Source organism: Amycolatopsis sp. AA4 (assembly GCF_002796545.1).
In the GTDB taxonomy this organism is placed as follows: domain Bacteria; phylum Actinomycetota; class Actinomycetes; order Mycobacteriales; family Pseudonocardiaceae; genus Amycolatopsis.
This window is the reverse complement of the sequence record NZ_CP024894.1, coordinates 6,574,107-6,588,413: the sequence shown is the minus strand read 5'-3', so window position 1 is coordinate 6,588,413 and position 14,307 is coordinate 6,574,107. Positions and strand designations below refer to the sequence as shown.

Here is a 14,307-nt window from a genome sequence, read left to right as displayed (position 1 = left end):
TTGCGCGCGGGGGCTTGGCTGAGGCGGGGTTGACTGCGGTGCGGGATGAGGCGGCTGGAGTGCCGGGCGGTTCGGGTGCGGATGGGATTCGTGCGGGGTCGGGAGTGGTTGCGTCGGTTCCTCAGTCGGGCGGCGTCGGTTCGGGCTCGGCTGGAGTTGGTGGGTCGGGGGCGGCGGGGGTGCCTGTTGCGCGCGGGGGCTTGGCTGAGCCGGGGTTGACTGCGGTGCGGGATGGGTCGGTTGGGGTTCCCGGCGGTCCAGGCGCGGGTGCGGTTCCTGCGGAGCCGAGGGACTTGGCTGGTTTCGGTTCGGGTGGGGAGCTTGGTGCGGTGGCAGCATCCGCGGCTGGGGGTGGGTCGAAGGTGCTCGTCTCGTCTGCGGAATCGGCTGGGATGCCGGTCGGTTCGGGAGCGGACAGGGCGGGACTTCTTGCGGAGCGGCGGCAGGGCGCTGGCGGGACGCGCCGCGCACGGAGCGAGGTGACGGCAGGGAGCGCAGGTTCGGCCAGGACACGGCTTCCTGCGGCGTCGAAAGAAGCCGCAGGCGTGGAAACTGCTCCTGCGGATGATGCGCGGCGTGCTTCGATGGCGTCGGCTGCAGACGCTGGCGAGGCGAGGAACCCTGCGGCACAGGGGGATTCGACGGAACTCGAAGCTGCTCAGAAGCACGATCATTGGCATGCTTCGGTGGCAGCGTCGGCTGAACGGGAAGCTGCTGGAGAGCACGGTGAACAGCCTGCTGCGGTGGCAGCTCCCGCAGTACGTGTGGTGCGCGGTAACCCGGATGACGTTGAAGTGGCTGCTCTTCTGGTGGCGCTGGCTGTGATTGGTCATAAAGCCAGGGATGGGCGTGGGGGAATTGCTGTGCCGTCACCTCGGCAACCGTCGGCAAGGTTTGTTCCCGCGACGAGTTGGCGGGCTCGGTAGACCGGCCCGCGGATGGCGTTGGGGAGCCGGGTCCGCATCGGCGTAGGGCGATGCGGGCCTTTCGTGCGGCCGCGATTGCGGTTTCTGCGGCGGTGCGGAGAGTGGTTCTTCGGAAGAGCCAACTGGGGCGGAGTGTCGATTTCGACCGCAACTGCGGCCACAGTGACCGGCGACGGTTGACAACAACGCGATCGACAGCAGCGCGATCAGCGGAAGTGCGGTGCGCGGAAGCCTTGCGCCACAGGGAAACAATTACCTCGTCCGCAACGGACGACACGGGGACAGGTCCAAGATCCATATCTCCAAGCTACCGCCGCCGGTCGAACATCTGCACGGTATCGATCCGGTGAATCAGGCGTGCACGGCGGTACTGTCCAAATAGGTCAGTACAGCGCGGATCCGGCGATTCTGGTCCCGGCTGGCTTCCAACCCGAGCTTGGCGAAGATGTTGCTGATGTGGTTTTCCACGGCCCCCTGGGTTACCACGAAAGCCTTGGCGATGGCGGTGTTCGACAGCCCCTGCGCCATCTGCGCCAGCACCTCCGTCTCGCGCGCGGTCAAGGCTTCCAGCGGATCCCGGCTGCGGGACAGCATCTGGGCGACCACGTCCGGGTCGATGGCTGATCCGCCGTCGGCGACGCGGCGGACTGCTTCCAGGAAGTCCGCGACGTCGGCGACTCGTTCCTTCAGCAGGTAGCCGACGCCGGAGGTGCCTTCCGCGATCAGGTCTACCGCGTAGCTTCCTTCGACGTATTGCGACACCACCAGGACCGGCAGGCCGGGGATTTCCTTACGGGCGGCCAAAGCCGCGCGCAAACCCTCGTCGGTGAAGGTCGGGGGCATGCGGACGTCGGCGATGACCAGATCCGGTCTGTGGTCTCGGATGGCCACCAGCAGGTCGTCGCCGTTGTCGACGGCGGCGGCGGTTTCGATGCCGACGTCCGCGAGCAGGCTTTGCACTCCGGCCCGCAACAGCACCGAGTCTTCGGCGATCACGACGCGCATTTTCCTTGCCTCCACAGAAGGATTCACCAGCGGACGGGCAGATCGGCCCGCACGACGGTGGGGCCGCCGGCGGGGCTGACGACGGTGAGCACTCCGTCGATCGTGGCGGCGCGGTCGGCCAGTCCGGCCAGGCCGCCGCCGGGGCGCATCGACGCGCCGCCGTGGCCGTTGTCGGTGATCTCGACGACCACGGTGTCGTCGTCGCGGGTCACTCGCACGGACGCGCGGTCGGCGCCGGAATGTTTGGTGACGTTCGCGAGCGTTTCGCTCACGATGAAATAAGTCGTCGTCTCGACAGGTGCGGGCGGACGGGGTTCTACGGTAACCTCGACCTCAATAGGGATAGGCATTCTTGCGGTAAGAGAAGACAGCGCCGCGTCCAGGCCGCGATCCTGGAGCACCGGCGGGTAGATGCCTCGCGCGAGGTCACGCAACTCCGAGACAGCGAGTTTGGCGTCGGCGTGCGCGGCTCCGATGAGTTCGCGGACCGCGGTCGGGTCGTCGAGGTCGAGTTTGAGCTGGGCGCGGCCCAGGCTCATCGCGACGGACACCAGCCGCTGCTGCGCACCGTCGTGCAGGTCTCGTTCGATCCGGCGTCGTTCGGCCTCCACCGCGTCGACTCCGCGCGCTCGCGAGTTCTGCAGCTGCTGCGTGCGCGCCTCCAGTTGCGCGGTGCGGTTCGGGCCGAGGAACGAGGTCGCCAGCTCGCCGTGCAGCGTTCCGATGCGCGGCGCCACGAAAATACCGAAAGGAGGTACCGCGATGGACACGACGCCCGCCACGAATTCCACTATCCCCAGCGGAAAAGCGACGAGCACGAAGGCGAACTCGCGCCAGGTGACGGGGTCGAGCAGCCTTGCCTGCCACACCGCGAGCATGCCGGGGCCGGCGGGACGTCGGCGGACGGGTTCGGCGACGGCGACGTCGAGCATCTGCCGCGCCCAGCGTCGTTCGAAGGAGCAGTACGAACGCATCAGCGAGGTCGCGATCAGCAGAATGGGGATGCCGATCCACAGCATCGTCGTCGCGACGCCGACCAGCATGGTCACCAGGATCAGCACGAACGCGGCGAGGCGGATCGGGAGGCTCAGCACGAGAAACCCGATCGCCCGCATGGTCGGCGGCCGCGTCACGGGCATCGCGCGATCCGTTCCAGTTCCGGTACGAGGTCGTCGAGGGTGGGCGTCGCCAGCATCTCGTCGCGCACCTCGAGCGCGCATACCCGGAAGGACGGTTCTTCCAGCAGCCGGCACACTCCCGCCCGGACGCTCGCGGGCGTCACGTCCTCGAGGTCCACCAGCAAACCGTTGCCGCGCTTCTCCTGAGCCACCGCCGAGACGCGTTCGCTCCACGTGGTGCCCGGGATGACCAGCTGCGGGACGCCGTTCACGACCGCGTTGCTGATCGTCGCGCCGCCGCCCTGGTGCACGATCGCGGAGCACGAGGCGAGAAGTTCGTTCATCGGCACGAAATCGACCGCGCGGACGTTGTCCGGGATCGCGCGCACGGACGCGAGCTGGCTCGCGTTCAACGTGGCGATCACCTCGATGTCGAGGTCGGCGAGGCCGTCCAGCAGGTCGCCGACGGAGGTCTCCTCGACGCCGAGCACCTGCCGGTTGGAGATGCCGAGGGTGAGCATCACCCGCGGCCGCTCCGGCTGCTCGAGCACCCACGAGGGGATCGCCATCGGCTTGTTCTGCGGCACGAACCGGGCCGGGACGTAGTCGACGTCCACGCCGTCGTAGCGCAGATACGACGGATGGCAGTCGATGGTCCGCACGCCGTAGCGCAGGGTTTCGTCGTAGTCCGCGCCGAATCGGCCGACCGCGGCGGACATCCACGTCACGAACGGGTCCGGCGAGGTGTCCTCGGGGCGGCTGGCTCTGAGGTCGCGGTACTGCGCGCCGATCCGGGCGGTCTGGTCGGCGGCGTACATCATCCGCAGGTGCGGCACGCCGAGCGCGTGCGCGACGATCGGCGCGGCGTAGATCATCGGGTCCCACACCACGAGGTCCGGCTGCCACTGCCGGGCGAAGCGGACGAGTTCGTCGAGCAGCGAGTCCGGCGTGGTCCAGCGGAACACGTCGACCCAGTGCTCGTACACGTTGCGCACGTACTCGTCGGTGTAGCGCTCGGGACGGCTTTCGGAGATCCGGAAGTCGCCCTGCATCGCGTTGTTGCCGTCGACCTGGAGCTGGCGGTGCCGGGCGATGTCGAGTTCGTCGCCGAACCACATGGCGTCCAGCCCGGTCTCGGCGAACGACGCGACCTCGCGCGGGTTGCGCTGCCCGACGAAGCGGACCTCGTGCCCGGCCGCGGCCAGCGCCCAGCCCACCGGAGCCATGCTGTAAACGTGCGTCCTCGTCGGGAAGACCATCAGCATCACGCGCATCGCGGCAGCTCCGGGTTCGTAGTCACAGGAGGACAAGGGAAACGGTAGGGCCGCGCCGGGCCCGCGCCCACCCGGTAGGGGACCCCTGAATCCGGCGCGGGGCAGGAGGGTTTGGACCGGCTTTAGACGCCCCTTAGGGGCTAGTGGCGCGCGGCTCGCGACGGATAGACAGGTAACCGGAGCCGGCCGCGTCGCGCCGGAGAAGGACGAGGGAGGCGAACGAGGTGATGAGCATGGCCGTGGCGCCCACCGCGAAAGGCTGGGTCCCGTTCGGCGAGCACCGCACCTGGTACCGGGTCACCGGGCAACCGGGAGGAGCGGCTCCCGCCGTGGTCGTGGTGCACGGCGGGCCGGGCAGCACGCACGACTACCTGCTGAGCCTGACCGAACTCGCCGGACACGGATTCCCGGTCGTGCACTACGACCAGCTCGGCAGCGGCGGGTCCACCCGGCTGCCGGACGCCGATCCCGGGTTCTGGAATCCGGAGCTGTTCGGCGACGAGCTGGACAACCTGGTGCACCGGCTCGGCATCGAGGACAACTATGTCCTCTATGGACAGTCGTGGGGCGGGCTCGTCGTCGCGCGGCACGCCGCCGAACGCCCGGACGGCCTGCGCGGACTGGTGATCGCCAACTCGCCCGCGTCGTACGAGCTGTGGCGCAGCGAGATGGACCGGCTGCGCGCGCTGCTGCCGCCCGGCGTCGACGAGGGCCTGCGAGCGCACGAGGCCGCCGGCACCACGGACACGCAGGAGTACTTCGACCTCATGCGCGTCTTCTACGACCGGCACGTCTGCCGCGTGCTGCCGTGGCCGGCCGACTATCTCGCCTCGTTCATGGAGATGGCCGACAACAACACGGTTTACTCGGTGATGAACGGTCCCAGCGAGTTCACCGTCACCGGCACGCTCGCGGACTATTCGGTGATCGACCGCCTCGACGACATCGAGGTGCCGACCCTGCTCATCTCCGGTGCGCACGACGAGGCCACCCCGGCCACCGTGCAGCCGTACTACGACCGGATCCACGACGTGCGCTGGGAGATCCTCCCGGAGTCGAGCCACGTCCCCCATCTCGAGGAGCCGGAACGGTTCCGCGAAATCCTGCTGGGATTCCTGCAGGAAGTCCATTCCCCCGCCGAAAGAGAGGTCGCCAGTCATGGATGAGGCCAGCCAGGCCGGATCGGCGGTCGTGTTCCCCGGGATGAGCCCGTGCCGGTTCGTCGACTTCGGCAAGTTCCTGCTCATCAACCCGTTCGCGCGCAGGCTCATCAAGGACGCCGACGACCGGCTGGGCTACTCGCTGGTCGACCGCTTCCGCGAGGCCGAGGGCGACTATTCCGAGTACGCCCAGGTCGGGTTCATGCTCACCTGCGTCGCGCTCGCCGAATGGGCCGAACAGGAGTACGGGATGAGCCCGGACTACTGCACCGGGCCGAGCTTCGGCGAGAAACCGGCCAGCGTGTACGCCGGTTCGCTGACCTTCCCGGACGCGGTGTGGATGACCGCGAAGCTCGCGCAGTGCCTCGACGAGTTCTTCGCGACCGAGCACACCGACGTCGTCACGCACTCGTTCGTCCGCACGCCGGAAGAGAAACTGCGCGACGCGCTGACCGAACTGGAGGGGCGCGGCGAATGGTCGGACATCTCCTGCTACATCGACCACGACTTCTACATGGTCTCGGTGCGGGAGCGGAATCTCGACTGGCTCAAGCAGACCGTGCGGGGCATGGGCGGGCTGTCGCTGTACACGATGCGTCCTCCGCTGCACTCGCGCGCGTTCGGCGCGTTGCGGCGCAAGGCCGAGGACGAGGTGCTCGGCGGCCTCGACTTCCATGATCCCCTCCTTCCGATCATCGCTGACCAGGACGGTTCGGTGCTGCGGTCCGGCGAGCAGGTCCGCACGATGCTGCTGGACAGCATCGTCGAACCGCTGCGCTGGCCGGACGTCGTCTCGTCGCTCGCGCAGCTCGGCGTGCGCAAGCTGTGGGTGGCCGGGCCGGACACGCTGTTCGGCCGCGTCCGGGCCACGACCAGCCGGTTCGAGGTGACCACGGTGAACCCGCGGCTCGCGCTGCAGCCGCGGCGGCGCGGCGCGGGTCCCTCGCGGGTCAGCTAGCCGGCTGCAGGCCCGACAGCGTGTTCCAGAGGCGTCCGGGGTTCTCGAACGTCTCCAGGTTCAGCGCGTCGTCGGAGAACCGGACGTTGTACTTCTCCTCCAGCACCGCCAGCAGTTCCACCGTGGCGAGCGAGTCGAGGCCGTACTCCTTGAGCGGGGTCTCGGCGGTCAGCGCCTCGTCGGCGGGCAGGAACGGAAGGTACGGGCGGAGGGCTTCGTCGAAAGAGCTGTCCCACATGGCTACTCCGGTGGCTGGGTCGGGCACTTCGCCAGGCGGGGAAACCGACCGCCCGGTTCGGTTTTGAACTTTACCCCGCGCCGCCGCTTCTGAGCGACGCAGCGGCACCCCTATTACCGATCCGGCCGAAAGCAAGCCGACCCCGCACCCGGCACGCAACCATTGCCGCGAAGCCAGCAGGCGGTGACTGTGGTCGGGTCAGCAGCGATCGGCACAGCAACGCGGAGGACCACGATGGACACGACGACCACCTCGGGACTGCACGCGCGGTTTCTGCGCGGGCTGGCCCGTTCCGAGCCCCGGCCGGCGGTCAGCGCCGGCGGGCAGACGCTGACCTACGGCGAGCTGCACGAGCGGGCGTTGCTGTGGGGCGGCGCCCTGGCGGAGTCCGGCGCCCGCACGGTAGGGGTGCTGGCTGGGAAGGGCGTCACCGCTTACGCCGGGATTCTGGCCGGGTTGTACGCGGGGGCGACGGTCGTCCCGCTGCGGCCGGATTTCCCGGCGGCCCGGACCGCGCAGATGGTCGAGGCCGCCGAGGTGGACGCGCTCATCGCCGACGAACGCGGACTGACCGTGGCTCCGGAGGTGAAGACGCTGCTGGCGCCGGAGGTGAACCGGAACGGGCTGAACGCGGCACACGCACTCAGCGAGCCCAAGGACGTGCGGCCCGAGGACTCCGCGTACGTGCTTTTCACCTCGGGTTCCACCGGGCGGCCGAAGGGAGTCCGGATCGGCCACGGTTCCACCGAGCATTACTTCGGCCTGCTCGACGCGCGATACGACTTCACGCCGGACGACGTCTTCTCCCAGACGTTCGACCTGAACTTCGACTGCGCGATGTTCGACCTCTTCTGCGCGTGGGGCGCGGGCGCGGAAGCGGTGGTCCTGCCCGGCGCGGCCTACCGGAACGTGCCGGCGTTCGTGGAGGAGCGCGGCCTCACCGTGTGGTTCTCCACGCCGAGTGCGATCGACCTGGTGCGCCGCACCGGACGGCTCACCCCAGGCGCGATGCCGGGCCTGCGGTGGAGCTTCTTCGCCGGGGAAGCACTGACCGTGCGCGACACTGCAGATTGGCGGGCAGCGGCGGGCAACTCCGTGACCGAGAACCTCTACGGCCCCACGGAGCTGACCATCACCATTGCCGGATACCGCTGGGACGACGAGGAAACCCCGCAGGTCGCGGTGAACGGCGTGGTGCCGATCGGCGCGGTGCACGAGGGACACGAGTATCTGCTCATCGACGAAAACGAGGCAGGCGAGGGTGAACTCGCGATCGCCGGACCGCAGCTGACGCCGGGATACCTCGACCCAGCCGACGAGAAGGGTCGGTTCCTCGACCGTGACGGGCAACGGTTCTACCGCACCGGTGACCGGGTGCGTCGGCTTGGCGGCGACGATCTCGCGTACCTGGGGCGGCTCGATTCGCAGGTGCAGGTGCTCGGCTGGCGCGTGGAGCTGACCGAGGTGGAGCACGCGCTGGAGACGTGCGGGGTGCAGGCGGTGGCGCTGGGCGTCCAAGGGGACAGCGGGACTGAGCTGTTCGTCTTCTACACCGGACCGCGGCGGCCGGTGATCGAATTGGTGCGGGCACTGCGGGCAGTGCTGCCGGAGGGCGTGATTCCGCGGCGGTACGAGCATGTCGAAGAGTTCCCGCTGAATTCCAACCGCAAGATCGACCGGAAGACGCTCGCCGCACGCGCCGCGGAGATCCTCGCCCCCGTGCCCGCCTGACCCGTCCGTGAAGGGCTCCTTGAGGGAATCAGATTCCCTCAAGGAGCCCTTCACGGCGTTTGGGCGGGGCGGCAGAGTGCCAGCTAGGGGCCGTTAGGGGTGTGGATCACGGCCTGCGCGCGGATAACTTTCCGACGTCGGGGAGCTGTCCCGCGCAGGCACGGTGATTCTACGAATCCTTTCGGGAGTGGCAGTCGTGAACGAATCCGGTTCTCTCGTCCATGCCCTGCTCGACGCGGCGGCGGCCAGTGCGCCGGACGCCGCCGCGGTGCGCGATCGGGCGGGGGTGTGGACGTATGCCGAACTGGCCGCTTGGAGTCACGCGGTCGAGGCGGTCCTCGCGCGGCGCGGGGTGAAGCGCGGTGATCGCGTGGTGGTGCAACTGCCGACGGACCGGGCGCTGGTCGCGCTCTTTCACGGCACTTCCCGCCGGGGCGCGGTGTTCGTGCCGATCAACCCGGCGATGAAGCAGTTCCACTTCGATTCGGTCGTCGAGAACGCCGAACCGGTGCTGATCCTTCAGCCCGCCGAGTTCGCTCCACTGTGGACGGAAGTCGAAGAGTCTTACCGCGAAAAGACCCGCGTAGAGCCGACCGAAGTCGACCTGGACGACGTCGCGGTTCTCGTTTACACCTCCGGCAGCACGGCCGCGCCGAAGGGCGTCATCGGGCCGCACCGGCAGGTGACCTTCGCGGCGGGCGCGATCCAGGCAGTACTCGGTTACCGCCAGGACGACGTCGTGTTCTGCCGGTTCCCGATGTCCTGGGACTACGGCCTGTACAAAGTCCTCCTCTCGACGCTCGGCCGCAGCGAGATCGTGCTGGCCGACGCCGAGTCGGATCTTCGCCTGCTGCAGCGGATGCGCGAGGTCGGCGCGACGGTGGTCCCGATCGTGCCTTCGCTCGCGACGATGATCGCCACGCTGGCCGAACGGGAGCAGGGCGAAGCGGCTCCGGTGCGGCTGTTCACGAACACCGGTGCGGCGCTGCCGGATTCGACCATCGCCAAGCTCCGCGCCGCATTCCCCGGCGTCCGCGTCGTCCGGCAGTTCGGCCAGACCGAGTGCAAGCGGATCACCATCATGCCGCCCGAGGAGGACGCCGAACGTCCGGGCTCGTCGGGCCTTCCGCTGCCCGGCACGACCGTGCACATCCTCGCCGCCGACGGAACTCCGGTGCCCGCTGGGGAAATCGGCGAGATCGTGGCCGCCGGACCGCACGTGATGCCGGGCTACTGGCGCGCCCCGGAGCTGTCCGCGCGAGCGTTCCGCCGCGACGAGGCCACCGGCGAGCTGCGCCTGCACACCGGCGATTACGGCCGCCTCGACGAGGACGGTTACCTCTACTTCGAGGGCCGCCGCGACGACATGTTCAAGCGCAAGGGAATCCGGATGTCCACTTTGGAGATCGAAGCCGCCGCGATGGACATCCCGGGCGTGCGCGCGGCGGGCGCGATCCCGCCGAGCGACACGCGCGACCTGGCGATCTGCGTGGAGAGCGACCTGCCGCCGACCACGGTGCTCAAGGAACTGGCGCAGCGGCTCGAGCCGCAGAAGGTGCCCGCGCTGTGCCACGTCGTGGACGAGTTCCCGCTCACCGCGCACGGCAAGAACGCGACCAAGGAACTCGCCCTGCTGGTGGAAGGTGCCCGCAAATGAGCAAGTACGACGAGCTGGCCGCACGGTTCGGCACGCCGGCTTACGTGTACGACCTGGACGTGACCGCGCAGTCGCGCGATCAGCTGTTCGGCCTGCTCCCGGAGGGGTTCGCGGTCTACTACGCGCTGAAGGCCAACCCGCATCCGGAGATCGCCCGCGAACTCCGCGAGGGCGGGTGCCGGGCGGAGATCAGCTCGACCGGCGAGCTGGCCAACGCGCTGACCGCCGGGTTCGCCCCGGAAGACATCCTCTACACCGGCCCGGGCAAGACCGACGGGGAGCTGGCGGCCGCGCTCGCCGCCGGCGTCCGGTTGTTCTCCGTGGAATCGCTGACTGACCTGCAGCACGTCGGCGCCGCGGCGGAACGGCAGGACACCGTCGCGCGTTGCCTGCTGCGGGTGAACACCACGCAGGGCAGTGCGTCGACCGGGATCCGGATGATGGGCCGTCCGTCGCAGTTCGGGGTCGACGCCGAGACGTTGCCCGAGCTGATGCCGCTGTTCAAGGCGGTCGGCGGGACAAAGATCGTGGGCGCGCACTTCTTCACCATGAGCAATGCGCAGGACGAGGACGCGCTGCTCGCCGAGTACGAGTTCGTGCTGCAGTCGGCCGCGCAGCTGCGGCAGGAGACGGGGCTGCCGCTGGAACTGCTCGACATCGGTGGCGGGTTCTCGTCGCCGTACGCGGTTCCCGGCGAGCGCACCGATTACCCGAAGCTGCGCAACGGTTTGGAGCAGCTTCTCGATCTCTACCTGCCCGAGTGGCGCAGCGGCGAGGTCGAGCTGGCCTGCGAATCCGGCCGCTACCTTTCCGGAACCTGCGGGACGCTGCTGGCCGGGGTCGTGAACGTGAAGGAGAGCCGGGGTCATCGGTTCGTCATTCTCGACGCCGGGATCAACGTGGTCGGCGGCCTCTCCGGGATCGGCCGGCTGCTGCCCGCCGCGGTCGGGGTCGAGCAGGTCGGCGACAATCCGGGCCAGCTCGTCGGTCCACTGTGTACTCCCGGGGACTCGCTGTCGAAGGCCGCGAAGCTGCCCGAGCTGGCCGCCGGAGACCTGCTGACCGTGCCGAACGTCGGCGCGTACGGCGTCACCGCGAGCCTGATCAGCTTCCTCGGCCGTCCCGCGCCGACCGAAGTCGTGGTCCGCGGCGACGAGGTCGTCTCAGTGTCGCGATTGGACTATCAGCGGGCTTATGAGGTGTCGCCATGAGCGAGGAGGTCCGCGCTTACGGTGGCAGCGTCATCGAAGAACCGAGCGGGCGCACGGTGATCGTGAGCAGCATGGCGTCGGACTCGCACACCTGGAACCTCGTCTACCTCGAACTTCTCGTGGCGGAACTCGGCTTCGACGTCGTCAACCTGGGCGCGTGCGTCCCGGACGAACTTCTCGAGTCCGAATGCGTCAGCCGCCGTCCGGCGATGCTGGTGCTGAGCAGCGTCAACGGACACGGCTACCAGGACGGCCTGCGGGTCGTGCAGCGGCTGCGGGCGCTGCCGGAGCTGCGCCGGTTGCCGATCGTCATCGGCGGAAAGCTCGGCACCGGCGGTCCGCTGTCCGAGGAACAGACCGCGGAACTGCTGTTCGCCGGGTTCGACGGGGTTTTCGACGAGCAGAACGCCGCCGCCTTCCGGCATTTCGCGGCAACGCTTCCCGGCGGGGTCACCCAGCTGGAGGGAGCGTGAGCTTCGAGCGGTTCGTCGCGCAGCGGCACGCGGCCGGGGAACTGGTCGTGCAGCCGCGCATGGGCTTCGACAGTCCGGCCGCGATGCGCGCCGGGCTGGTCGCGACCAAGCATGCGAACGCCGCGACCGTCGGCACGCTCACGCTCGACAGCTACACCCGCGTCCGCGACACCGAGTCCGCGGAACACGCGCTGCGCAACGGAATTCCGCTCAACGGGTACCCGATCGTCAACCATCCTTCCGAGGTGACCCGGGCGATGCTCGACGGTCTCGAAGGCCCGGATTTCCCGGTGCAGGTCCGGCACGGTTCGGCTCGGCCGGTAGACATCTTCCGCGCGATGATCGCCGCCGGTCTGCATGCCACCGAAGGCGGGCCGATTTCCTACTGCCTGCCCTACAGCCGCACGCCGCTCGACGAATCCGTGCGGAACTGGGCACAGTGCTGCGAGCTGCTGGTCGACGCGGACCATCCGGGCGGCCGTCCGCATCTGGAGACGTTCGGCGGCTGCATGCTCGGACAGCTGTGTCCGCCGAGCGAACTGGTCGCGATCAGCGTGCTGGAGGCGTTGTTCTTTTACCGCAAGGGCGTGCGCAGCATCTCGGTGAGCTACGCCCAGCAGACGAACCTGCAGCAGGATCGGGAAGCTGTTGCCGCGCTGCGCCGGTTGTGCGCCGAGTTGTTGCCGGAAGCGACCTGGCACGTGGTGATCTACGCCTACATGGGTCTCTTCCCGCGCACGCCCGATGGCGCAATGTTGCTGCTGGGCAAGGCCGCGGAGCTGGCGATGAGCACCGGTTCGGAACGGCTGATCGTCAAGACCGCGGCCGAAGCACACCGCATCCCGACCGTCGCGGAGAACGTGACCGCGCTCGAACACGCGGCCGCGTCGGCAAAAGGCGGCAAGGCCATGGTGGCCGAAGACAACCAGGTGTACCGCGAGGCCTACGCCCTGGTCGACGCGGTCCTCAACAGCCATGCCGATCTCGACCGGGCGCTGGTGGTCGCCTTCAAACGCGGCCTGCTCGACGTGCCGTACTGCCTGCATCCGGACAACGCGGGCCAGGCGCGGAGCACGCTCGACGCGGACGGCAGGCTCGGCTGGTCCGAACTCGGCTCGCTGCCGTTGCGCGGGATCGCCGAACGCGCGCCGAGCGGCCGGATCACCTCGTCGACGCTGATGTCGGCGCTTTCCTACGTCCAGCACACCCATGACACCGAGGCATTGGAGCAGCCGATGACCGCGATCGGAGGGGATTCGCGATGAGCACTCGCCGGACTGTCCGGGCGTATCCGTTCGACATGCACGAGACGTCCGTTTCCGAGACCTACCACCAGTTGCAGCGCGACGAGCCGATGAGCCGGGTGCAGCTGCCGTTCGGCGAACCGGCTTGGCTGGCGACGAAGTACGCCGACGTCAAGCTGGTGACCGCCGACCCGCGGTTCAGCCGCGAACTGGCACAGGGGCTCGACCAGCCGAGGATGCGCCGCCAGCAGATGGGCGACGGCATCATGGGCATGGACCCGCCGGACCACAGCCGCCTGCGCCGCCTGGTGATGAAGGCGTTCACCGCGCGCCGGCTGGAGGCGATGCGCGAAAGCGTCCGCACGCTGGTGCACGAGCTGATCGACGGGATGATCGAGAACGGCGCGCCCGGCGACATCGTCGAGGACCTCGCGCGGCCGTTGCCGGTCACGGTGATCTGCAACCTGCTCGGCGTGCCGAAGGAGGATCACACGATCTTCCGCGAGTGGACCCAGGCGCTGGTCAGCGACGCCACGGCGAAGGGCGACGTGCTCGACGTCTACGGCGACCAGCTGGACAACTACGTGGCCAAGCTGGTCGCGCAACGCCGCGAGGATCCGACGGACGACCTGCTCGGCGCGCTCGTCTTCGCCCGCGACGCCGGGGACAAGCTCAGCGAGAACGAGCTGATCTCGATCGCCGGCGCGGGTCTGCTCACCGGCGGCGTGGAGACCGTTTCCTCGGCGTTGCCGAGTTTCGTGTTCACCCTGCTGACGCAGCCGGAACTGCTCGCACAGCTGCGGGCGCAGCCGGAAATCATGCCGACCGCGGTGGAGGAACTGCTGCGATGGGTGCCGATCAACACCGCGGCGATGTTCGCCCGGTATGCCCGCGAGGACATCCGGATCGGCGGCGTCGTGGTGCGGGCGGGCGATCCGGTGCTGCCCGCGCTGCACGCGGCGAACCGGGATCCGGAGGTGTTCGCGAATCCGGACGTCATCGACCTGACCCGCAGCCCGAACCCGCACGTCGCGTTCGGGCACGGCGCGCACCACTGCATCGGGGCGCAGCTGGCCCGGCTGGAACTGCAGGAGGCGCTGAAAGCGATTCTGGAGCGTTTTCCGGAATTGCGGCTCGCGGACGGGCGCGAGGGCGTGAAATGGGAGTACGGGGTGATCGTGCGCGGCCCGTCGCTGCTGCGCGTCGCCTGGTGATTTCCCGCCCCTAACGACGTTTTCTGGGGATCCGGCGCGGCGCGAGCCCGTCCTACGATCCGACCGACGACCCATGAATGCTGCCTGGCTACCGCGGT

At 68.8% G+C, this 14,307-nt stretch carries 14 protein-coding genes; 10 read left to right on the top strand and 4 right to left on the bottom strand.

Annotation, left to right across the window (positions count from 1 at the left end; translation table 11 throughout):
- Nucleotides 1–678: 678 nt before the first annotated feature.
- Nucleotides 679–825, top strand: coding sequence for a hypothetical protein (locus tag CU254_RS44415; protein WP_234392768.1), 147 nt, complete (start codon nucleotides 679–681; stop codon nucleotides 823–825).
- Nucleotides 765–926 carry an acyl-CoA carboxylase epsilon subunit gene (locus CU254_RS45065; RefSeq protein WP_353611806.1) on the top strand — a complete coding sequence of 54 codons (162 nt, stop codon included), beginning with the start codon at nucleotides 765–767 and terminating at the stop codon, nucleotides 924–926. The genes CU254_RS44415 and CU254_RS45065 overlap by 61 nt, the downstream gene beginning before the upstream one ends.
- A gap of 351 nt (nucleotides 927–1,277) precedes the next feature.
- On the opposite strand, the gene CU254_RS30205 is transcribed toward CU254_RS45065, so the two are convergent.
- From CU254_RS30205 to CU254_RS30195, 3 genes are read right to left on the bottom strand one after another with little or no spacing between them, the layout of a single operon-like run.
- Nucleotides 1,278–1,931: a response regulator transcription factor gene (locus CU254_RS30205; RefSeq protein ID WP_009082231.1), complete on the bottom strand. Its 654-nt coding sequence runs from the start codon at nucleotides 1,929–1,931 to the stop codon at nucleotides 1,278–1,280.
- A gap of 23 nt (nucleotides 1,932–1,954) precedes the next feature.
- Nucleotides 1,955–3,070 (bottom strand): sensor domain-containing protein, encoded by a 1,116-nt coding sequence (locus CU254_RS30200; RefSeq protein ID WP_037715271.1) that lies wholly within the window; start codon nucleotides 3,068–3,070, stop codon nucleotides 1,955–1,957.
- Nucleotides 3,061–4,323, bottom strand: a complete 1,263-nt coding sequence (locus CU254_RS30195; RefSeq protein WP_009082226.1) for a nucleotide disphospho-sugar-binding domain-containing protein — start codon at nucleotides 4,321–4,323, stop codon at nucleotides 3,061–3,063. Before CU254_RS30195 ends, CU254_RS30200 begins: the two co-directional genes overlap by 10 nt.
- 233 nt (nucleotides 4,324–4,556) lie before the next feature.
- On the opposite strand from CU254_RS30195, the gene CU254_RS30190 reads away from it, so the two are divergent.
- Nucleotides 4,557–5,489: a proline iminopeptidase-family hydrolase gene (locus CU254_RS30190; protein ID WP_009082225.1), complete on the top strand. Its 933-nt coding sequence runs from the start codon at nucleotides 4,557–4,559 to the stop codon at nucleotides 5,487–5,489.
- Nucleotides 5,482–6,441 (top strand): ACP S-malonyltransferase, encoded by a 960-nt coding sequence (locus CU254_RS30185; protein WP_009082223.1) that lies wholly within the window; start codon nucleotides 5,482–5,484, stop codon nucleotides 6,439–6,441. Before CU254_RS30190 ends, CU254_RS30185 begins: the two co-directional genes overlap by 8 nt.
- Here CU254_RS30185 and CU254_RS30180 read toward each other — a convergent pair.
- Nucleotides 6,434–6,679 carry a phosphopantetheine-binding protein gene (locus CU254_RS30180; RefSeq protein WP_037715269.1) on the bottom strand — a complete coding sequence of 82 codons (246 nt, stop codon included), beginning with the start codon at nucleotides 6,677–6,679 and terminating at the stop codon, nucleotides 6,434–6,436. The genes CU254_RS30185 and CU254_RS30180 overlap by 8 nt on opposite strands.
- Nucleotides 6,680–6,913: 234 nt before the next feature.
- Here CU254_RS30180 and CU254_RS30175 point away from each other — a divergent pair, with 234 nt between their 5' ends.
- The 6 genes from CU254_RS30175 (at nucleotide 6,914) to CU254_RS30150 (ending at nucleotide 14,209) form a co-directional block, all read left to right on the top strand.
- Complete coding sequence (locus CU254_RS30175) at nucleotides 6,914–8,410, top strand: AMP-binding protein (RefSeq protein ID WP_037715267.1); 1,497 nt, start codon at nucleotides 6,914–6,916, stop codon at nucleotides 8,408–8,410.
- Between the two features lie 187 nt (nucleotides 8,411–8,597).
- Nucleotides 8,598–10,067 (top strand): AMP-binding protein, encoded by a 1,470-nt coding sequence (locus CU254_RS30170; protein ID WP_199841100.1) that lies wholly within the window; start codon nucleotides 8,598–8,600, stop codon nucleotides 10,065–10,067.
- Nucleotides 10,064–11,278 carry a decarboxylase gene (locus CU254_RS30165; protein ID WP_009082215.1) on the top strand — a complete coding sequence of 405 codons (1,215 nt, stop codon included), beginning with the start codon at nucleotides 10,064–10,066 and terminating at the stop codon, nucleotides 11,276–11,278. Before CU254_RS30170 ends, CU254_RS30165 begins: the two co-directional genes overlap by 4 nt.
- Nucleotides 11,275–11,751, top strand: coding sequence for a cobalamin B12-binding domain-containing protein (locus CU254_RS30160; RefSeq protein ID WP_009082214.1), 477 nt, complete (start codon nucleotides 11,275–11,277; stop codon nucleotides 11,749–11,751). The genes CU254_RS30165 and CU254_RS30160 overlap by 4 nt, the downstream gene beginning before the upstream one ends.
- Nucleotides 11,748–13,016: a methylaspartate mutase gene (locus CU254_RS30155; protein ID WP_009082212.1), complete on the top strand. Its 1,269-nt coding sequence runs from the start codon at nucleotides 11,748–11,750 to the stop codon at nucleotides 13,014–13,016. The genes CU254_RS30160 and CU254_RS30155 overlap by 4 nt, the downstream gene beginning before the upstream one ends.
- Nucleotides 13,013–14,209, top strand: a complete 1,197-nt coding sequence (locus CU254_RS30150; protein ID WP_009082211.1) for a cytochrome P450 — start codon at nucleotides 13,013–13,015, stop codon at nucleotides 14,207–14,209. The genes CU254_RS30155 and CU254_RS30150 overlap by 4 nt, the downstream gene beginning before the upstream one ends.
- Nucleotides 14,210–14,307 lie beyond the last annotated feature (98 nt).